The following is a 19,155-nucleotide window of genomic DNA, read 5'->3' as shown; positions in this document are numbered from 1 at the left end:
CACCCTGAAGCTCGGTCAGGCAATGCCTTCGGACGCAGGCTCGTCCAGGCCCATGGCATGCAGGCGCGAGTAGTAGCCGTTCTGCGCCAGCAGGTCGACATGGGTGCCGCGCTCGACGATCCGCCCCTGGTCCATGACCAGAATCAGGTCGGCCTTCTCGATGGTCGACAGGCGGTGTGCGATCACCAGGGTGGTGCGCCCCTTCATCACCTTGTCCAGGGCCGCCTGGATATGCCGCTCGGACTCGGTATCCAGGGCCGAGGTGGCTTCGTCGAGAATCAGCAACGGCGCATTTTTCAACAGGGCCCGGGCAATTGCCAGACGCTGGCGCTGACCGCCGGAGAGCAGCACGCCGTTCTCGCCGACCTGGGTGTCCAGGCCTTCGGGCAGCTGCGAAATGAAATCCATGGCATAGGCATCCGCCGCCGCCTTCTCGATATCTTCCCGCGGCGCCCCGGCCAGATCGCCATAAGCAATGTTGGCGGCCACGCTGTCGTTGAACAGGGTCACATGCTGGGTCACCTGGGCCACATGCCGGCGCAGGTTGCGCAGACGGTAATCCTCGATCTCCACATCATCGAGGAGAATCTGCCCCGTCTCATGGTGATAGAAGCGTGGAATCAGGCTGGCCAGGGTCGACTTGCCGCTGCCGGAGCGGCCGACCAGCGCGATCATCTGCCCGGGAGCCGCGGAGAAACTGATGTCCTTCAGCACTTCACGGTCGGTGCCCGGATAGGTGAAGCTCAGGTTGCGCACGTCCAGGCGACCCTCGATGCGCTCACGCTCGACCTGGCCCCGATCGACCTCAGGCTCGACGTCCAGCTGTTCGAAGATGCTTTCCGCGCCCGCCACGCCTTTCTGGATGGTCGAACTGACTTCCGAGAGCTGGCGAATCGGCTTGGGCAGCAGGCCCGCCGCGGTGATGTAGGCCACCAGGTCGCCCGCGGTGGCATCGCCACGCAGGAACAGCACCAGGAACATCAGCACCGCCATGGCGGAGTAGATCACCAACTGCAGCATCGGCGTGTAGACCGCACCGGTCTTGGTCATGCGCAGCTGCTTGTCGGTGTTGCTCTGGCTGGCGTCGACGAAACGCTGCTGCTCGTAGCTTTCGCCACCGAAGCTGCGAACCACGCGATAGCCTTGAATGGTCTCGGAGGCCACGTGGGTCACATCGCCCATCGCCACCTGGATCTTCTTGCTCTGCTTGCGGAATTTCTTGCTGGTGCTGCCGACCATGACCGCAATCAACGGCAGGATCGCCAGCATCACCAGGGTCAGCTTCCAGTTCATCCACAACAGGTAGACGAACAGGAACACCACCGTCAGGCCTTCACGAATCACCACCTTGATGGCGTCGGTGGCGGCACCGGTGACCATGGTGACGTTGAAGGTGATGCGGGAAATCAGATGCCCGGAGTTGTGGGTGTCGAAGTAGCGGTTCGGCAGCACCAGCAGCTTGTTGAACAGCTCGACCCGCAGGTCATGCACCAACCCCAGGGAAACCTTCGCCAGGTAGTAGTTGCCGAGGAAGGAGCCGAGCCCCTGCCAGGCCGCGATCAGGATGATCAGCAGCGGCACCGCCATCAATAGCTGCAAGTCGCGCAGATAGGGAACGTTGGGGAAGAGCACCGCTTCGGGGTTGCTCAAGCCGTCGACGAAATATTTGAGAATGCCCGCCAGCATCGGCTGGGTGGAGGCAAATATCACGAAGCCCACGATACTCAGCAGGAAAATGCCAATGTAGGGTTTTACATACCCCAACAGCCGAAAATAGATTTTCAGGCTGGAGTCCTGTTCCGCTTTACGCGGTGCGTCACTCATCGTCGAGCTCACTGTTTAGGAGGAACGCGGGATTTTATCACAGCCTGTGTGACTGCCCCGCGCCCAGACCAAAACAGTAGCCAGACCGATCGGCAGCCAACTGATGAACCATTCGGCGCGAGGGGTTCCGGTCAGGCTGGCGGCATCGAACTGCATGGCCAGGAAGGAGAACAGCCAGATGCCGATGACGCCCCGGCCATAGAGCGTTTCACGGGCGCGCCAGGCTTCGCGCAGCGCTGCAAACCAGGCCACGACCCAGAGCAAGAGCCCGGGGATCCCCAGTTCGATGGCAATGTGGCTGAACAGGTTATGGGCATGATCGAAAGCCTGCCCTTCGGCATGCACGCTATAGCCTGAACCCAGGCCGAGGCCTGTCCATGGATGTTCGGCGATCATCTGCAGGCTGGCCATCAGGATCTGCGGGCGAAAGGAAACGCCACGCGCCAGGACCAAAGGCTCGAGAAACCAGAACGCCGACATTGCCAGCAGCAATGCTGCCGCCGCGAAAATTCGGCTGAGTCGGTCACGGCACCAGATCGGCATCGCCAGCACGGTCAGGAACAGGGCCAGGGCAGCACCGCGGCTCTGGCAGAGCACGACAAACCCACCGAGCACCGCCAACGCCACCAGCCACACTGCTTGAAGGGCGCGAGTACGCGGCACCCAGTGCAGCAGCCAGATGGCGGCCAGGCCGATGACATAACCACCCAGGATCGGATGCGCCAGCTCACCCAATCCCACAAGGCGTGCCCACCAGACATTTCCATTGATCCAGTAGAACTGGATGATGGCCATCAGCGCCGTCACCGCCAGCCCCAGTCCGCCCCACTGCATGACGCGAATCACCCGCTCAGTCCGGGCATTGGCGAAAACCGGGAAGAACAGCAGGAACACTACGATGTACAGCAGGCGCTTGGCCTCACGCGATGGGTCCGCCGCCTGCGTCCATAGCAGGCTGACCAGCCCCCATACCGCCAACCCCAGCAACGCCAGGCCAAGCCAGCGTTGGGCATGCCACCATTCAACCAGGCGTTGACGCGCGGGCCAGGCCAGAATCATCGCCGGCAACCACAAAAAGGCCACCAGCCCCTGTTGGTAGAGCTTGTTGGTGGGCGCCAGTGCGATGGCCAGCAAAAACCATAGCAACCCGATTGTCATCCATACTTGCGCCCAACGTGTGGCCTGCATCTACTCGCTCCTAAATGGTTCACCAACCAACCCGGCATGGTTAAAACAGCAACTTTTCGGCATCATTGCCCGCCACTGTGCCCGCCACTTCGACAAGGCTTCCTACGATGCAATGCTCCCGGCTTCCCCAAGCCACTTTGAATCAGATGATTGAAGGCGCCAGAATTCTGGAGGCCGACAGTTACGGCCCGAAAGTCTACCTGCTGCAGGATGGGAATATTCTGAAACTGTTTCGGCGCAAGCGTCTTTTTTCATCCGCCCTGTTTCGGCCCTATTCGAGGCGCTTCATCGACAACGCCGCGCGCCTGGAACAACTCGGCGTTCCCACGCTGCAGGTTCTGGACTTCTACCGCCTGGAACAACCCGGCATGACCGCGGTGCTCTACCGACCGCTGCCAGGCGAAACCCTGCGTCAGGTCGCCAGCAAGGAAGGCTTCGACTGGCAACAGACCTTGCCGGCCCTGGTCGAGCTGATTCGCAGCCTGCACAACTCGGGGATCTACTTTCGCTCGCTGCACCTGGGCAACATCGTCATCACCCCGGATAACCGCTTCGGCCTGATCGATGTGGCCGACATGCGTTTTTTCCGCGGACCATTGCCGCGCCATCTGGTCAAACGCAACCTGCAACATTTCGCCCGTTATATTGCCCGGGAGAAGCTGAACGGGAGCTTTCCGATACAAGCGCTGGAACAGGCCCTACTTTCGGCATGACAACAGGGAGGTAGCGGCCTGGCTGAAGCGCTGCCAGGCCAGGTCGGGGGCCAGAGCAGCGTACTGATCCGCCGCGATGCTCTGGGCGGGCAGGCCGAGGGCCTGAAAAATGGCCTCCTGCCAGGCGTCGGTATCATTCACCGGCGCATAACGCCCGGTTTCAGCCAACTGCTCACGGAACACTGGCAAATCGCTGGTCAATACCGGCACACCGGACATCACGGCTTCCTGCAGGATCAACCCCAGGCCCTCGTCCAGCGACGGGATGGCCACCCAGTCGAATGCCTTGTAAAGCATCGCCGCATGCTTCAGATGTCCAGGCAGCGAAACCCTGTCCTGCAGGCCCAGCTGGTTGATGCGGGCCTCGAGCGCTGTGCGATTCGAGCCCTCGCCGATAATCACCAGACGCATCTCCGGCCGGCTCGCCAAGGCCTTGGCGAAAGCCTCCAGCAGGCAAGCAAAACCTTTATCGTCCACCAGACGGCCGACCGCGCCGAATACCGGAACATCGTCCACGGGCAGGCCGAGGGTGGCCCGGGCCTCGGCACGCGGCAGCAGCCTTGCATTGAACTCCTGCGGGTCGAACGCGCTGCGCAAGGCCGTCACTGGCATCTGCAAATCGTATTCGAGGGAAGACGCCAGGGTCTGCGAAACGGCCGCGAGCGTCAGCTGCGAGGCGGGGAACTGCCGGAACAGCTGCTGATCCTTGCGGTGCAAGCGCGTGGAGCCGTGGATCACCACCACCGCACGCATGTGCGGCAATGACTTGAGGACCGGCAACAAGGTACGCGCCACCCCCAGGCCATCGAGCAACAGCACCTGGGCATCAGTCTCCTGCAGAGCCTTGCGAAAGCGGGCCCGCAGCCAGGGTTTGAGCAAGCGCCAGAAATGCTTGCCCTTCAGGCGCACCGACGACAGGTTCCACTCCCGACATTCCCCCACTTCGGCAACGCATCCGGTGGACGAGCCTTGCAGCAGCCAGGTCTTGACCACAGTGCCTGGCTCGGCCTGAGAGAGGATCTGCTGGTGAACCTTGTGAACGGAGGCAAATGCACTGCCGCCTGCCCACATGACGTTGAGAATGCTCATTGGGCACATAGCCCTTTCGCGGTATTCGGAAAAGTGAAACCGGTAGAACTAATTGATAAACCAGCCAATACCGACTCCAACCAACAGGACTAGAACAAGCTTGATTTGCTCGCGACGACTGCGCCGAGCCTTACGCTGCCGCTCGGCGGCAGTCTCCACATGCAGACCGAAGCCTGTATGCAGCACCGCGTCGCCTTCCAGGCTGACAGCCGTCAGGTTCAGCTCAGCATAGCGCTTGGACAGCGCTTTCTCGCCTCCGTGCCCGGCGAAAGGCGCGCACAGTCGATACTCTGCCATCCGGCGCAAGCCCGGGTTCAGGGAGAAGCTCTGCCACTCGGGTTTATCGGAGATCAGCGGATAACAAGGCACACCACCGATCAACTCGCGGGCACCCAAGTGGATGTAGGGACTATGGACTCGCAGGTCGTGGGCATAACTGCGCAACCAGACCTGCAGGATGTCCGGGCGCTGCTCGAGAATCGCTTTCGAATCCTCGACAAAACCCGGGCGATAGAACTCCCAATCGTCTTCGCAATGGAAGATATAGGGGGTCTTGACCTGCTCGTAGGCCAGGTCGATCGACGCCAATTGCCCGAGCTTCGGCCGGTTGACGAAGAAGGTACAGTGATCTTTCCAATGGGCGGGCACCGCCGTGCGCACCCGCTCGTCGCCAGCATCTTCAGTGATGAAGACTTCGCGGATCGGCGCGCTGTTGAAGCGATCGAAACTCTCCAGCGTGAGCTTGAGCAGGTCCAGACGACCGCAACTGGTGACCACCAGGGTGATGTCACTCTCTTGACTAAACTGCACTTGATTCTCACCTACGACAAAGTGCGATCACTATTAAGGGCTCAGTGATCGCTGTCAAACACCCAGCTTCGAGCGTACGCGCTCGATAAGGCTCAAGGGTGCACGAGGCCGCAATGCGGGCTGGAGTTCCTCGACAATACGCTGCCCGATACGGGCGAAGCTGAACTGAGAGACCGCCAGATCGCGGCCGTTTCGCGCGATGCTCTGCGCCAGGGCCGGATCGGCGCGCAGCATGGCGAGTTTTTCCTGCAATTGCGGGATGTTCTGATAAAAGACCACGTTGTGCAGGTCCTGCAAGCCCAGCGCGCGGTTTTCCGCCTCACCCTGGTCGAATGCCAGCAACACACAGCCACAGGCCATGGCCTCGAAATTCTTGATCATGTATTCGCCCATGCCGACGTCGGCACTGACGAAAAAGCGGATACGGTTGAGGGTGTCGCAATACTCTTCGCCCGACTTGGTCCGCGTCACCACCAGGGGCTCGACCTGGCCAAGTTCGTCGAGCAGCGCCTTGCGCCCGCTGTAGGCCACGCTGTTGGTGCTGCCGACGAATGCCAGTTCGATATCCCGCTCGCGGCCCTGATCCTGCAGCAGGGTCTGGTCGTAGCCCTTGGGCACGAATATCGCGTCGAAACCTTCCTGGCGCAAGCGCTCGCTGACCATGAACCCCGAGCTGATCACCCGTGCCCACGGCAGGCGGCGGTAGTGCGCGCTGAACTTGCCGGTGTACTTGCAAGGGATGTAGTTCTGGTAGGCGTCGTGCTCGAGGATCACCAGATTGGGAATGCTGCGGATGAAACTCGCCTGGCGGATTTCCTGCTTGAAACGCAGGAAGAACACGATACGGTCGTAGCGCGATACTTCCACCTCACGGCGGAAATAGCCACGCAGGTTGCGCTGCTCATCGCTGCTCAACCACCGCAGGTCGCATTCGCAATGAGCGGCAACGCCTTCGTACAGGCGGTCCAGAATGGCCCGCTGTTCTTTCTGCACCAGAAATAGAACCTTCATCATCTTCCTTGCAGCCGTGAGCAACCGGACAAAAGAGCGAAACTACCCTGGCCGACAGGCAAAAGGGTGTCATGCAATATCAATTTACAAACGCCAGAACAGCTCATGCCGGCGTACCGCCTTGCGGAAAAACTCGTTCTCGCCATAAGGCGAAGCGGCGCGGCCGGCCAACACACGCTGCAGGACCCGGCGCAGGCGGCGCTTGAACGGCGCCCGCGGCTGCAGGTCATGCATCATGCCCAGGGCCATCGCCTTGTCGCGTTGCTGCTCGACCGACAGCGGCAAGCAGCAGGGCCTGAGCTCCTGGGCCGGGTCGAACACCGGTGGCAGGGCAATGCCCGCCCCCGAATCGCCCATCGGCCAACGGTCGTTGTCATGCAAGTGATTGGCGTAACCGAGCAAGGTAGTCGGCTGCCACTCCAGCCCCTGCAACGCTTCCAATACCGCCTGCTGGGCGCAGAGGTGGTCCGGGTGCGGGTCGAGTGTCGGATGCGGCAGCACGATCACCTCGGGGCGCGCCTTGAGCAACAGCGCCCGCAGGTCGGCCAAGAGGTTGTTCCAGGTCGGCGCGCCATCGGCATCCGCTGGCAGAGGGAACGGATTGAACTGGCGGAACAGGCGGATATCCGACAGCTCGGCCTCGCGGGACGCCACAGGGCGATTCGGCGCTGCCTGCATGGCCGGCAGTTGCAGGCAGAAGTACCCCAGCTGCACACAGCGCGCCTCGGCAACCCCGGCCCAACGCGGCACCGCGATGCTGTCCCAGGCCCGCAGCCGGCCCTTGATCCGCGCCGCATCGGCACCGTTCATGCCCATCTGCCGGTAATGCTCGGCCTCGATCTCGCCCGCGGTCAGCGTGACGATCCAGGTTTCGTCGGCCTGGCTGTACAGACCGAAGGCGGCCAGTTCTGCATCGTCGGCATGGGGGGCGATGACCATCACCCGCTGGTGGCGATAGTCCGGCTCGCGGAACACCGACAACAGCGGCTCGCCGTGCACCCGGCAGAAACGCCCGCGCAGTTGCAGCTTGCCGCTGGCCAGAGGCCGTGCCAGCCCGCTGAGGTTGAGATAACGCAAGCCGTTCACGCCGCGCTCGAATGTCTGCCGATCCTGCCCCGCCAAAGAGACGCAAGGGTCGAAAAAGCGCCCCAGCCAGGTGCTGCTGACCTTTACCGCGAGGATCAGGGTTTCATCCCCCGCCAGGTCGATCGCCTGGTCCAGCACCAGGCGCTCCTTGTCCAGGTGGACCTTGGGCTGCTCGGTGCCGAACGGAAAGCTGTACTGATAATCGTCCCGGGGCGAATAAAACAGGTGGTCGGCGAACCAGGCCTCATGGGCCACCCAGGCCAGCACCGCGAGCAGCAGCGGCAACCACCAGGCCACCAGCACACCGACGGCCACCAGTACCAGCAGGCCAATCAGCAGAGCGAGGCGCTTCTGCCGGCGATGGCGTTTGAGCAACTGTTGCTTGCGACTCGGTGGCTGATTCATACCGTGAACACCGGAACGGGGTTGCACCAGCGATCCTTGTACTCGCGATCGGCGCGACCGAAGGAAAAACGCAGCGGCTTGTCGATGGCCCGCGCCTGTTCCCAGGCACTTTGCGTATTGAGGAAACTCAACACGCTGCCAGGGCTGAATTCGCGGGTTTCAGGATCGACGCCACCGTTGATGTATTCGACGCTGATCCACTCCGGCGCTTCGACCCGGTACACCAGTTGAATGGCGATCGGCGCATCGTTGAGGAAAATCACCGAGCCGATCAGCAGCTCGCGCAGCAACTCGATGACTTCGGCCATGCGCTCGGCACCGGTGGCCGGGAACCCCCAGCGCCGCTGGAACAGATCGCAGTAGATGGCCGCCAGCTCCTGGCTGGAGAACTCGCCGACCGGACGCACCACGCCGCCCGCCTCTTCCAGCAGGCGCAGCTCGCGGCGCTGGTTGTAGCGAAACTTCTTCGACAGCTCCTCAGGCGTGCGAGCCATGGCCAGTTGTTCGGCCTGGGGCTTGAGGGTGCTGAAACGGCCCTGGTTCAAGGCCGACAGGTAACGGCCGCGATGACGCAGCGGGGCCTGGGTGTCAGGTGCGGCCGGCAGGATCAGCTCGGCGTTGCCCAGGTCGAACAGGCCTTTCTTGCCACTGCGTTTGAGCACGTCCTTGGACAGCGCCAGGTCGCGCCCCCAGGTCGGGATCGCCGCCCGCAGTTCGCCGGCCTGTTCCCAGGCCAGGTAGCGGACCGGGATGCCTGCCAGGTTCGCCAGGCGCTCCACCACCAAAGGATGGGTGGCGACGCTGCCGCCAAAACGCTGCCAGGCGGCGGCATAAGTCGAGGCGTCGACGACCGACCAGCCACGCTCGCGCCAGCCTTGGAATCGATTGAGCATCAGGGCCTCGCGGTCAGATCGGTAACTTGCGGCAGACGCCAGAAGGCGTCGCGAACAGCGCGGTCGGAGAATCGCTCGCGCAGGCGCTCGAACATCAGTTCGGCGCACAGCAGGCGCTGGTTCTCATCCATTCCGGCCAGGTGTTGCAGACCTTGGGCCATATGCTCGGCATCGCCCAGCGGAAACAGGATGCCGACGCCTTCGACCACTTCCTTGGCCCCGCCACAGGCCGTCGCCAGCAGCGGCACGCCGGCGGCCATGGCCTCCAGCAACACCATGCCGAAGGGCTCGTGGTCGGAGCTCAGGGCGAAGGCATCGAAAGCGCGGAAGAAACGCCGGGCTTCTGTGACCTGGCCGAGGAACAGCACGCGGTCGGCGATGCCCAGCTCGCGGGAAAGATCCTTGAGGTTCTGCTCCAGGCGCCCGCTGCCGAGAATCGCCAGCTGGCTTTCCCGAGGCAGCCCCGGCAAGGCCGCGGCGAACCCGCGCAGCAGGGTGGCCTGATCCTTGTCCGGGTGCAGACGCCCGACATTGCCGACGATCCAGGCGGAAGACGACAGCCCCAGCTCCCGGCGCGCTTCGGCCTTCGGTAGCTGGGTCGCTTGCAAGGCTTCGACGTCGATCCGGTTGTACAGCGTCTGGATCCGCGCCGCCGGCCACTGCGGCAGGCAGCCGCGCATGTCGTCGCGCACCGCATCGGACACACCGAGCAGGCTCAGGCGCTTGCGGAACAGGTTGGCGAACAGGCGGCGACTGCCGCGCTGATAGTCGCCAAACGCGTGATGCACGCCAATCACCGGCAACGCGGTGCCCAGCAATGCGATGTAGATCGGCTTGAAACGGTGGGCGATGCAGAAGCTGAAGTTGCGCGACGCGGCGATCTTGCGCAGGTCGCGTATCGCCCCCAGCTTCAGGCCACGGATGGCCTTGGAGCTGTATTCCATGAACAGCACTTCGTCGCTGGCGCAGCCATCGGCCACCTCGGCATCGGCGACCCCGGTGAGGAACACCGTGGTCACGCGATAACCGCTGCCCGCGAACAGGCTGGCGTATTGCCGGGCACAGTCCAGGAACGGCCCGTCATAGCCGTGGCAGAACTGCAGGACGTGGCGCTCAGCCGAGCGTGTCATAAGGGTCCACGCCGTCTTTGACTACCAGGATGTCTTCCATGATCAGGTACTGCAGATCGGAGCCGAAGAACATGTTCAGGGCGTCGGTCGGCGAGCAGATCATCGGCTCGCCACGGCGGTTGAGCGAGGTGTTCAGCGACACGCCGTTGCCGGTCAGGACTTCCAGGGCCTTCATCATGTCGTAGTAGCGCGGGTTGTATTCGCGCTTGAGCACCTGGGCCCGGGAAGTGCCGTCTTCGTGGACCACTTCCGGTACGCGGGTCTTCCACTCTTCCGCCACTTCGAAAGTGAAGGTCATGAACGGCGCCGGGTGATCGACCTTGATCATCTGCGGACCGACGGTGTCGAGCATCGACGGGCAGAAAGGCCTCCAGCGCTCGCGGAACTTGATCTGCTCGTTGATCCGGTCGGCCACGCCGGTAGCGCTCGGGCAACCGATGATCGAACGACCGCCCAGGGCACGCGGACCGAACTCCATGCGGCCCTGGAACCAGGCCACCGGGTTGCCGTCGACCATGATCTTGGCGATACGCTCGGGGGTGTTGTCGATCTGGCGCCAGGCCGGCTTGTTCGGGTGACGGGCACAGGCGGCGATCACGTCTTCGTTGCTGTAGGACGGGCCGAGATAGACGTGTTCCATCTTCTCCACCGGCACGCCGCGCGCGTGGGAAACATAGGCCGCGGCACCGACCGCGGTACCGGCATCGCCGGACGCCGGTTGCACGAACAGCTCTTTGACTTCCGGACGGGCGATGATCTTCTGGTTCAGCTTGACGTTCAGCGCACAGCCGCCGGCGAAGGCCAGCTTGCCGGTTTCCTTGAGGATGTCGCCCAGGTAGTGGTCGATCATCTGCAGCGCCAGCTTCTCGAACAGCGCCTGCATGCTGGCCGCGTAGTGGATGTACGGCTCGTCGGCGATGTCGCCTTCGCGCTTCGGCCCCAGCCACTCGATCAGCTTCGGCGAGAAGTAGAAACCCTTGCCCTTCTCTTTATAGCGGCGCAGGCCGATGACGTTGGCGTAATCGGTGTTGATCACCAGTTCGCCGTTTTCAAAGCTGGCCAGGCGGGAGAAGTCGTACTTGCTGGCATCGCCGTACGGCGCCATGCCCATGACCTTGAACTCGCCGTCGAGCATCTCGAAGCCGAGGAACTCGGTGATCGCGCCATACAGGCCGCCCAGGGAGTCCGGATCGTAGAATTCCTTGATCTTGTGGATCTTGCCGTTTTCGCCGTAGCCGAAGAAGGTCGTGGCGTACTCGCCCTTGCCGTCGATCCCGAGGATCGCGGTTTTCTCCTTGAAGCCGGAGCAGTGGTAGGCGCTGGAAGCATGGGCCAGGTGGTGCTCGACCGGCTCGATCTTGATCTTCTTCGGATCGAAGCCCAGTTGCTCGAGGCACCAGACGATCTTGTTGCGATAGCGCTTGTAGCGACGGTTGCCCATCAGGATCGCGTCGAGGGCGCGGTCCGGGGCGTACCAGTAACGCTTGGCGTAGTGCCAGCGGGCCTTGCCGAACAGGCTGATCGGCGCGAACGGAATCGCTACCACGTCAACGTCGGAAGGCTTGATGCCGGCCTGTTCCAGACAGAACTTCGCCGATTCGTAGGGCATGCGGTTCTTTGCATGTTTATCGCGTACGAAGCGCTCTTCTTCGGCAGCCGCCACCAGCTTGCCGTCGATGTACAGCGCTGCGGAAGGATCATGGCTAAGGGCGCCGGACAGGCCAAGAATCGTCAATGCCACAGGGGTCTAGCCTCTTAAGTCTGCATGCAGGCGACGTGCGCCTGGAATTAATGTGCTCCCCGCCAGGGGCGAGAAACAGCTAAAGGGCGGGATTATAGCGTAAACCTGCCGCGGGATGATCCCTGACGTTTCAGCGCCGGGCGCTGGCGCCAAATATGGCTTGCGAGGGATCTGTAGCCGCTGCCGCAGGCTGCGATAAGGCTCGAAGAGCCTTTCTGCGATCTCCAGAGCGCGACCGCTTCGCGCTCGATCGCAGCCTGCGGCAGCGGCTACAGGCCTTAGCCTACGGACGATTCGGCGGTTTTAGGCAGGCGCTGGTCGATGACCTGATACAGCGCGCTGCTCTGCGGCCAGTTGCGCATGAAGCGCGCCCGGTCGCGGGCGTAGGCCGGGGCGAAGCTGCCGAGACTGTGATGCTGGCACATGGAGTCCAGGTCGATCAGCGCCCAGCGATCCTCTTGCCAGAACAGGTTGTGCCCCTTGAAGTCGCCATGGCTGATGCGTTCGCGAATCAACTCGGCAAACAGCCGGTCCAGCGCCTGCAGCTCGGCCTCTGGAGCCGCGCCGCTGTCGATATAGGGCGCGAAGCGCTCGATGATGTCCGGCCCGGCCAGGTATTCGGTCACCAGGTAGGCCCGGCTGCGCAGCCAGAGGAAACGCTTTTCCAGCAAGGCCAGCGGCTTGGGCGTGGCAATGCCGAGGAATGCCAGGCGATTGCCTTCCTGCCACGAATGCCAGGCCCGGCTGGGGCGCCAGAAGCGTTTGAGCCAATGGGCAAAACCCTTGATGTTGTAGCGCTTGACCACCAGGGTGCGGCCCGCCACTTCGACCCGGCCGACGCTGGCGGCGCCACCGGTCTTGTACAGGTGCCCCCGGTCCAGCAGCGCGTCTGCCTGTTCCAGCACCGGCAGCATCGCTGCTTCTTCCTCGCGCCGAATCGCCCGCAAGGCGAAGGGACCGCGCAGCACGCTGAACAGGGTGCACTCGCGACCGATCTTGTTGAGAAAATCCTTCAAGCGCCAGCTGCGCACCTTGTCCACCTGCTTCTGCAAGGCTTCCAGCGGCAAGGCATGCTCGGCATTGTTCAGCAGGTAATGCACCAGCAGCTCTTCGGTGAAGGGCTCCAGGCTCTTGGGCAACTGGGCGAAAAACACCCCGAGGTTTTCCAGGACCTTCTGCCGGGACAGCGGTTTGCCTGCCTGTTCCACGCAGATCCCGGCACCGTCGATCAGGTACAGCTTGCCCTGATGACGCAGCAGGTTGTCCAGATGCAGGTCTTCCTGCCACAGGCCCTTGCTGTGCAATTCGGCGATGGCGGCCAGGGCTTCGGCGAGTACCGCCTGCTGCTCATCGGCCAGCGCCGGCAACGATTCCACCTGTTTCCAGGCATCGCCCAGGCTCTCGGAACCTTCCAGGAACTCGAACAACAGCCAGCCACCCTCGCCTTCCTTCAGGCCGTCGGCCAACAACAGCGGCGTGGTCATGCCTTGTTCTTCAAGCAGGCGCACACCCTGCAGCTCACGCTGGAAATGCCGCGCCGCCTTGGCGCCCACCAGCAACTTGGCCAGCACCGGACGCCCACGCCAGACACCGGCGCCGACATAACGCTGCCCTGGCAGCACCCGCAGCAGGCTGAGCAACTGCAGCGTCGCAGGTCCAGCAGCGTCGGCCAGCTCCAGGCTCAACGGCAGGCTTGGCGCGCGGCCGGCCTGCTTGAGTTCGGACAGGCGCATCAACGAGTCTCCTTGTGGCTGCGGCGTGCACTCAGGCGGTTCAGCCAGACATCGACCAGCGAGCTGTCCTGCGGCTGATCCAGATAGGTCGCAAGCAAGGCACGCACATCGCCCTCACTCCAGACTGGGGCACGACGCAACAGCGGTTCCAGGTCCTTGACCCGATCACGCTGGCCGAATAACAGCGGACGGGTCTTTTCCAGGTCGATCAATTGCGCCTGGTAACCGTCGCCGGTGGCCCGCAGAAAAATATGCTTGGGATAAAAACAGCCGTGCACCTGACGCACCGCATGCAGCTGGCGCGCCAGCAGGCCGCAGGCCCGCAGGATCGCCGCGTGCTGGTCCGGGCTGAGCTGCGCCCACTGTTGCAGCAGCGAGTCCAGGTCGTTCCAGCCATCCAGCGCCCGGGTCAGCAGGATCGCCCGGGTTTCGCCTGCCACCTTGCGCTCGCCAAAGAAGGCCGCCTGCAAAGCCGGAATACCCAACTGCTGGTAGCGGCTGATATTGCGAAATTCGCGGGCGAAGCTCGGCTCGCCGAACGGCCGGTGCAGGGTCCGCGTCAGGTAGTTGCTCTGGCGCTTGAGGTAGTAGCCGTGGCCTTCCAGGTCGAGGCGATACACGCTGCTCCAGCCACCGCCGTCGGTATTGGGCTCGTCCACTGCCTCAAGCTGCTTGGCCCACAACGCGTCGAAGCTGTCGAGGCCGTGGCGCTCCAGCAACGCACGGTCCTGAGCCGCCAGGAAATCGGTCATTCGCGTCCCTCGAAAAATCTCAGCACATGCCGGATACGGCACTTGTCCGCGGCGTTCAGCCGGGTGCGCTGGCGGTACTGCAAATAGAAGCGCAGGCGCTGGGTGGCGGACAAATGATACTTGGCCACCTTGTCCAGGCACGCCAGGTCCTTGGTGATCCGGTACTTGAGCCAGAAACCGCGCCAGAAATCGCCATTGGGGCAATCGATCAGGTACAGCCGGGCATCGTCGTCGATCAGCAGGTTGCGCCACTTCAAGTCGTTATGGGTGAAGCGGTGCTCATGCATGATCCGCGTGTAGCGTGCCAGCTGCTGGCTGACCCGGTCCACCCAGGCCCGATCGGCCAGTAGCGGGTCGTTGCGCTCGGCCAGGACCGACAGGTCTTCGGTGCGTGGCAGCTCGCGGGTGATCATCGCCCCCCGGTCGTAGGCCAGGCCACGACGTTCCAGGCCCCAGGCCACCACCTCCGCCGTGGGAATGCCCCACTTGGCGAAACGCTTGAGGTTCTGCCACTCGGACTTGACCCGCGGCTTGCCCAGATAGCGCCGCAGATTCTTGCCGGCGCCGGTGTAGCGCTTGACGTAATAGTTGATGCCGTTGCGCTCGACACGGATGACCTCCGACAACGGGTCGCGGGTCAGGTGTTCGCCCTTGAGGGCAAAGACCGCATCCAGACTGCCGAAGTCCTGCGCCAGCTCCCGATACCCAGGTTCAAGGTTCCAACCCGCCATCAGAGCGCATCTCCGTACCGCTGCTTGCGTGCGTACAGCTTGTTGGCCTTGCCCTCCAGCCAGGTCAGCAGCGCCGCCTCGTCGCTCAGGATCTGCCGCAGCGGCTGCTGGAAGTAACCCTTGAGGAAACGCAGCTTGTCGCGCCGGGTCAGGCCGATGTCCAGGGCCGAGAAATACAGCGCCGCCAGGTCCTTGTCGCGCCAGCGCCGGGTGATTGCCGGACGGGTCTGGGCGCGGTGCAAGTCGATCACCGAGAGCTTGAAGTCATCGGGCGTCACCGGCTTGTCGGTGTGCAGCAGGAAGTGGCAGATGTAGCAGTCGCGATGGTTGACCCCGGCGCGGTGCATCATGCCGGTCATGCGCGCCACTTCGGCGATCAGCGCGCGCTTGAGCCTGGGCTGCGGCGGCTGCTTGACCCAGTCGATGCTGAAGTCTTCGAGGCTGATGGTCGGCGCCAGCTCTTCGGTCACGATGAACGAATGCTGGTTGGCCGGGTTGCTGCCGCGCTCGCCATAGGCCACGGCGGTCATGGTCGGCACGCCGGCTTCCTGCAGGCGCTGGATGGCCTGCCATTCCTGGCCCGCGCCGAGCACCGGCAGCTTGGCGGTGAGCAGGTTCTTGAAGATCTCGCCCCAACCGATACCGCGGTGAATCTTTACGAAGAACCCTTCGCCGGCCACCTCGGTACGCAAGGTACGGCGGGCTTCGAGTTCACGGTAGACCTGGCCGTCCAGACGCTCGACTTCGGCGAACGCATCGCGTCCGGCCCAAAGGGTCTTGAACGGTTCGGCAAGAATCAACTTCATCAGTGTTGCTCCGCCAGAATCACATCCGCAGCGTGCTGCGGCATGCTATAGAGGTCGGCCGTCTCGGCGAACGCCAGGCCGTTACGGCTCCAGGTCGCGCGTGCAGCGTCGTCGGTCAACATGGTGTTCAGGTATTGATTGAGCTGTCCTTGCTCCAATGGCTCGTCCAGCACCAGGCCGCTGTCGGCCTCGGCGATGTAATGGGCATAACCGCAGACCGCGCTGACCAGCACCGGCAAGCCGGCCACCAGCGCTTCCAGCAGCACAGTGCCGGTATTTTCGTTGTACGCCGGATGGATCAACAGGTCGGCGCCCAACAGGAAACGCGGGATATCACTGCGCCCCTTGAGGAACTGCACATGCTCGCCCAGGCCCAATGCGGCGCTCTGCAATTGGAATACTTTGGGGTCGTCCTGGCCAATTACAAATAGCCGGGTGCGTTTCTTCAGCTCCGGCGGCAAGGCGGCCACAGCCTTGAGGCTGCGATCCACGCCCTTGGTCTTGAACCCGGAGCCGATCTGCACCAGCAGCAAGTCATCGTCTTTCAGGGCGAACTCGCGACGGAATTCGGCGCGGATCTCCGCCGCGTTGGCCGGCGCGCGACGGTCCTGGGCGATGCCTGGCGGCAGCAGGTGGAAACGTTCCACCGGGGTGTCGTAATGCTTGATGAACAGCGGCTGCTGGACCTCGGAAATCATCAGCACTTCAGTCTTCGCGTCCCGGGCGAACACCGCCCGCTCGTATTCGGCGAAGTGCCGGTAGCGACCCCAACGGCGGTACAGCGAATGACGCAGGTTCTGCGCCTTGTCTTCGAAGCAGCCGTCGGCGGCGTAATACACATCCAGCCCGGGCATTTTGTTGAAGCCGATCAGGCGGTCCACCGGACGCTTGGCCAGGTCGGCCTCCATCCAGGCACTGAGTTTCTCGTTACGCCGATGGTTGAAGAACGCCTTGACCGGCGCCACCAGCACTTCGAAACCCGGCGGTACATCGCCTTCCCAGATCAGCGTGTAGACACGGATCTGGTGCCCGCGCTTCTGGCACTCCAGGGCGATGCGCATGAAATCCCGCTGCAGGCCGCCGAACGGGAAGTATTTATAAAGGACAAAAGCCAATTGCATCAGCGCAGCTCCTCAGCCAGTAACAACCTGCTCAGCCGGCTGGCGACACGCTCAGGATTCAGACGCGTGAAGCACAACGGCCACTCGCGTTTCAGGTCGAACCGCCGCTGATCTTCAGCCGTCGGTTGATAGGTGCATTTTTTCTGCAGGCACGGCGCGCAAGGGAAGTCGCTGGCCATATGGATCTGCGCCTTGCCATAGGCACCGGTCAGGCCCGGGTTGGTCGGGCCGAACAGGGAAATGGTCGGCACATCCAGCGCCGCTGCGAGATGGCCAAGCCCGGTATCCACCGCGACGCAGGCCTGGGCTTGCGCCAGCACCTTGGCGACACCCGCCAGGTTCAGCTTCGGCAGCACAGTGGCGTTGCCCAAGCCCTTGGCAATACGCTCGGCCCGGGCCTTTTCCGCCGGGTTGCCCCACGGCAGCTTGACCTCGACGCCCAGCTGGCCCATGCGTTCGGCCAGCTCGCGCCAGTAGGCTTCCGGCCAGTGCTTGGTGTCCCAGGTGGTGCCGTGCAGGAACACCACGAACGGCTTGGGCCGCGGCAGTTCCACCAGCTTCTCGACGTTCAGGCCGTAATCGCCCAGGCCCTGGGGCAAGTCATAACCCAGGGCCACGGCGAACAGCTGGCGCACACGCTCTACGGCATGCTGGCCGCGGGCGACGGCCAGGCGCCGCGAGTAGAAACGCGCCGCCAAGGGCTCGCGCGCGGACTGTTTGTCCAGGCCGGCCACCGGCGCCTTGACGTAGCGCGTCAGCCAGGCGCTTTTCAGCAAGCCCTGGGCGTCGATCACCAAGTCGTATTGAGTCGCACGCACGCTCTGCTTGAAGCGCCGCCACTCGCCACTCTTGATGGTTTGCCAGATGTTCTTGCGCCAGCGGCGAATCGCCACCGGGATCACTTTATCCACAGCCGGGTGCCAGGTCGGGATTTCCGCAAACCCCTCTTCCACCACCCAGTCGAACTTGATCCCGGGGATCGCCCGCGCCGCATCGGTCAGCGCCGGCAGCGCATGGATCACGTCACCCAGGGAGGAAGTCTTGATCAACAGTACCCGCACTTACCGAACCTCGACCGCGGTGCCCTGCAACCGCTGCAAGGCCTGGTCCACCGAGTCTGGCAGCAGCTGGCGCAGGCAGTTGTAATGGCCAAAGCGGCAGGTGCGATCGAAGCACGGACTGCACTCGATGCCCAGGCGCACGACTTCGACCTGGTCGGCCAGCGGCGGGGTGAAACCCGGCGATGTCGAGCCGTACACCGCCACCAGCGGGCGATTCAGCGCCGCCGCCACGTGCATCAGCCCGGAGTCGTTGGACACCACGGAATCGGCGCAGGACAGCAGGTCGATGGCCTCGGCCAGGGAGGTGCCGCCGCAGAGGTTGACCGATTCTTCGCGCAGCCCCGGAATCAGCCGGGCGCGAATGTCTTCACCGACCACGTGATCGTTCTTCGAGCCGAACAGCCAGACCTGCCAGCCCTCGCGGATCTTCAGCTCGGCGACCTTGGCGTAATGCTCGGACGGCCAGCGCTTGGCCTCGCCGAACTCGGCCCCCGGACACAGCGCCAGCACCGGGCGATCCAGGGTCAGGCCGAACTTGGCCAGCGCCGCTTCGCGGCTGGCCGGGTCGATCTGCAGGTCGGGACGCGGATACGGCTTGGGCAGCTCGGCGCCTGGCTCGTAAGCCAGCGCCATGAAGCGTTCGACCATCAGCGGATAACGTTCTTTGTCCAGCGTGCGCACGTCGTTGAGCAGGCCGTAGCGGAACTCGCCACGCCAGCCGGTACGTTGCGCGATGCCGGCAAAGAACGGCACCAGCGCCGACTTCAGCGAGTTGGGCAGCAGGATGGCCTGGTCGTACTGGCCGGCCAGGGATTTGCCGATGCGCCGGCGGGTCGCCAGTTCCAGCACGCCGTGGCCGAGCGGGAAGCTCAAGGCCCGCCGCACTTGCGGCATGCGCTCCAGGATCGGACGGCTCCACTCGGGGGCCAGCACGTCGATCTCGCACTGAGGATGGCGTTGTTTCAGGCACTGGAAGAGTGTCTGCGCCATCACCATGTCACCGACCCAACTGGGCCCAACGATCAGAATATTCATGTGGTTTCCAAAAACGAACCGGGGAG

The 19,155-nt window shown here is 63.3% G+C and carries 17 protein-coding genes; 1 reads left to right on the top strand and 16 read right to left on the bottom strand.

Features of this window, described 5'->3' with window-relative positions; all coding sequences use genetic code 11:
• Positions 1-15: 15 nt before the first annotated feature.
• Both msbA and PVZ78_RS22960 read right to left on the bottom strand, forming a co-directional pair.
• A complete protein-coding gene (msbA, locus tag PVZ78_RS22965) occupies positions 16-1,824 on the bottom strand; it encodes a lipid A export permease/ATP-binding protein MsbA (RefSeq protein ID WP_016704490.1) in 1,809 nt (602 codons plus the stop codon).
• A gap of 15 nt (positions 1,825-1,839) precedes the next feature.
• Positions 1,840-3,012 (bottom strand): O-antigen ligase family protein, encoded by a 1,173-nt coding sequence (locus tag PVZ78_RS22960; protein WP_009046659.1) that lies wholly within the window; start codon positions 3,010-3,012, stop codon positions 1,840-1,842.
• A gap of 107 nt (positions 3,013-3,119) precedes the next feature.
• Between PVZ78_RS22960 and PVZ78_RS22955 the strand changes: the two genes are divergently transcribed.
• Entirely contained in the window at positions 3,120-3,725 is a 606-nt protein-coding gene (locus tag PVZ78_RS22955) for a hypothetical protein (protein ID WP_009046658.1), read from the top strand.
• Here the strand turns inward: PVZ78_RS22955 and PVZ78_RS22950 are convergent.
• From PVZ78_RS22950 to waaF, 14 genes are all read right to left on the bottom strand, one after another.
• Positions 3,711-4,814 (bottom strand): glycosyltransferase, encoded by a 1,104-nt coding sequence (locus PVZ78_RS22950; protein ID WP_273829310.1) that lies wholly within the window; start codon positions 4,812-4,814, stop codon positions 3,711-3,713. The genes PVZ78_RS22955 and PVZ78_RS22950 overlap by 15 nt on opposite strands.
• A 48-nt stretch (positions 4,815-4,862) precedes the next feature.
• Complete coding sequence (locus PVZ78_RS22945) at positions 4,863-5,624, bottom strand: hypothetical protein (RefSeq protein ID WP_009046656.1); 762 nt, start codon at positions 5,622-5,624, stop codon at positions 4,863-4,865.
• Between the two features lie 54 nt (positions 5,625-5,678).
• On the bottom strand, positions 5,679-6,635 hold the full coding sequence (locus PVZ78_RS22940; RefSeq protein WP_273829309.1) for a glycosyltransferase family protein: 957 nt from the start codon (positions 6,633-6,635) through the stop codon (positions 5,679-5,681).
• Positions 6,636-6,719: 84 nt separating this feature from the next.
• A complete protein-coding gene (locus PVZ78_RS22935) occupies positions 6,720-8,126 on the bottom strand; it encodes a PIG-L deacetylase family protein (RefSeq protein WP_028683753.1) in 1,407 nt (468 codons plus the stop codon).
• A complete protein-coding gene (locus tag PVZ78_RS22930; RefSeq protein WP_016704485.1) occupies positions 8,123-9,019 on the bottom strand; it encodes an antimicrobial resistance protein Mig-14 in 897 nt (298 codons plus the stop codon). Before PVZ78_RS22930 ends, PVZ78_RS22935 begins: the two co-directional genes overlap by 4 nt.
• Positions 9,019-10,149, bottom strand: a complete 1,131-nt coding sequence (locus PVZ78_RS22925) for a glycosyltransferase (RefSeq protein WP_009046652.1) — start codon at positions 10,147-10,149, stop codon at positions 9,019-9,021. Before PVZ78_RS22925 ends, PVZ78_RS22930 begins: the two co-directional genes overlap by 1 nt.
• Positions 10,133-11,890, bottom strand: coding sequence for a carbamoyltransferase family protein (locus PVZ78_RS22920; RefSeq protein ID WP_009041869.1), 1,758 nt, complete (start codon positions 11,888-11,890; stop codon positions 10,133-10,135). The genes PVZ78_RS22925 and PVZ78_RS22920 overlap by 17 nt, the downstream gene beginning before the upstream one ends.
• Before the next feature lie 278 nt (positions 11,891-12,168).
• Complete coding sequence (locus PVZ78_RS22915; RefSeq protein WP_124310230.1) at positions 12,169-13,623, bottom strand: lipopolysaccharide kinase InaA family protein; 1,455 nt, start codon at positions 13,621-13,623, stop codon at positions 12,169-12,171.
• Positions 13,623-14,375 carry a lipopolysaccharide kinase InaA family protein gene (locus tag PVZ78_RS22910; RefSeq protein ID WP_257371436.1) on the bottom strand — a complete coding sequence of 251 codons (753 nt, stop codon included), beginning with the start codon at positions 14,373-14,375 and terminating at the stop codon, positions 13,623-13,625. The genes PVZ78_RS22915 and PVZ78_RS22910 overlap by 1 nt, the downstream gene beginning before the upstream one ends.
• Positions 14,372-15,106 (bottom strand): lipopolysaccharide kinase InaA family protein, encoded by a 735-nt coding sequence (locus PVZ78_RS22905; RefSeq protein WP_009046649.1) that lies wholly within the window; start codon positions 15,104-15,106, stop codon positions 14,372-14,374. The genes PVZ78_RS22910 and PVZ78_RS22905 overlap by 4 nt, the downstream gene beginning before the upstream one ends.
• The gene (rfaP, locus tag PVZ78_RS22900; protein WP_009046648.1) at positions 15,106-15,912 is read right to left on the bottom strand and encodes a lipopolysaccharide core heptose(I) kinase RfaP; all 807 of its coding nucleotides are present in this window, start codon (positions 15,910-15,912) and stop codon (positions 15,106-15,108) included. The genes PVZ78_RS22905 and rfaP overlap by 1 nt, the downstream gene beginning before the upstream one ends.
• Positions 15,912-17,033: a glycosyltransferase family 4 protein gene (locus PVZ78_RS22895; RefSeq protein ID WP_009041865.1), complete on the bottom strand. Its 1,122-nt coding sequence runs from the start codon at positions 17,031-17,033 to the stop codon at positions 15,912-15,914. The genes rfaP and PVZ78_RS22895 overlap by 1 nt, the downstream gene beginning before the upstream one ends.
• On the bottom strand, positions 17,033-18,094 hold the full coding sequence (gene waaC / locus PVZ78_RS22890) for a lipopolysaccharide heptosyltransferase I (protein WP_009046647.1): 1,062 nt from the start codon (positions 18,092-18,094) through the stop codon (positions 17,033-17,035). Before waaC ends, PVZ78_RS22895 begins: the two co-directional genes overlap by 1 nt.
• Positions 18,095-19,129: a lipopolysaccharide heptosyltransferase II gene (waaF, locus tag PVZ78_RS22885; protein WP_273829308.1), complete on the bottom strand. Its 1,035-nt coding sequence runs from the start codon at positions 19,127-19,129 to the stop codon at positions 18,095-18,097.
• Positions 19,130-19,155: the final 26 nt, after the last annotated feature.

This window comes from Pseudomonas sp. SBT1-2, assembly GCF_028640875.1.
Classification (GTDB): domain Bacteria; phylum Pseudomonadota; class Gammaproteobacteria; order Pseudomonadales; family Pseudomonadaceae; genus Aquipseudomonas; species Aquipseudomonas chlororaphis_I.
The sequence above is the reverse complement of the archived record's forward strand: the minus strand, read 5'-3'. Positions and strand labels throughout refer to the sequence as shown.

Bases quoted from the DNA above. Each gene is read 5' to 3' on its own strand.
- PVZ78_RS22905 (WP_009046649.1), bottom strand. From the start codon at position 15,106: ATGGCGGGTTGGAACCTTGAACCTGGGTATCGGGAGCTGGCGCAGGAC.
- waaF (WP_273829308.1), bottom strand. From the start codon at position 19,129: ATGAATATTCTGATCGTTGGGCCCAGTTGGGTCGGTGACATGGTGATG.
- PVZ78_RS22910 (WP_257371436.1), bottom strand. From the start codon at position 14,375: ATGACCGATTTCCTGGCGGCTCAGGACCGTGCGTTGCTGGAGCGCCAC.
- PVZ78_RS22940 (WP_273829309.1), bottom strand. From the start codon at position 6,635: ATGAAGGTTCTATTTCTGGTGCAGAAAGAACAGCGGGCCATTCTGGAC.
- PVZ78_RS22895 (WP_009041865.1), bottom strand. From the start codon at position 17,033: ATGCAATTGGCTTTTGTCCTTTATAAATACTTCCCGTTCGGCGGCCTG.
- PVZ78_RS22960 (WP_009046659.1), bottom strand. From the start codon at position 3,012: ATGCAGGCCACACGTTGGGCGCAAGTATGGATGACAATCGGGTTGCTA.
- PVZ78_RS22950 (WP_273829310.1), bottom strand. From the start codon at position 4,814: ATGAGCATTCTCAACGTCATGTGGGCAGGCGGCAGTGCATTTGCCTCC.
- PVZ78_RS22935 (WP_028683753.1), bottom strand. From the start codon at position 8,126: ATGAATCAGCCACCGAGTCGCAAGCAACAGTTGCTCAAACGCCATCGC.
- PVZ78_RS22930 (WP_016704485.1), bottom strand. From the start codon at position 9,019: ATGCTCAATCGATTCCAAGGCTGGCGCGAGCGTGGCTGGTCGGTCGTC.
- PVZ78_RS22915 (WP_124310230.1), bottom strand. From the start codon at position 13,623: ATGCGCCTGTCCGAACTCAAGCAGGCCGGCCGCGCGCCAAGCCTGCCG.
- rfaP (WP_009046648.1), bottom strand. From the start codon at position 15,912: ATGAAGTTGATTCTTGCCGAACCGTTCAAGACCCTTTGGGCCGGACGC.
- PVZ78_RS22925 (WP_009046652.1), bottom strand. From the start codon at position 10,149: ATGACACGCTCGGCTGAGCGCCACGTCCTGCAGTTCTGCCACGGCTAT.
- PVZ78_RS22955 (WP_009046658.1), top strand. From the start codon at position 3,120: ATGCAATGCTCCCGGCTTCCCCAAGCCACTTTGAATCAGATGATTGAA.
- msbA (WP_016704490.1), bottom strand. From the start codon at position 1,824: ATGAGTGACGCACCGCGTAAAGCGGAACAGGACTCCAGCCTGAAAATC.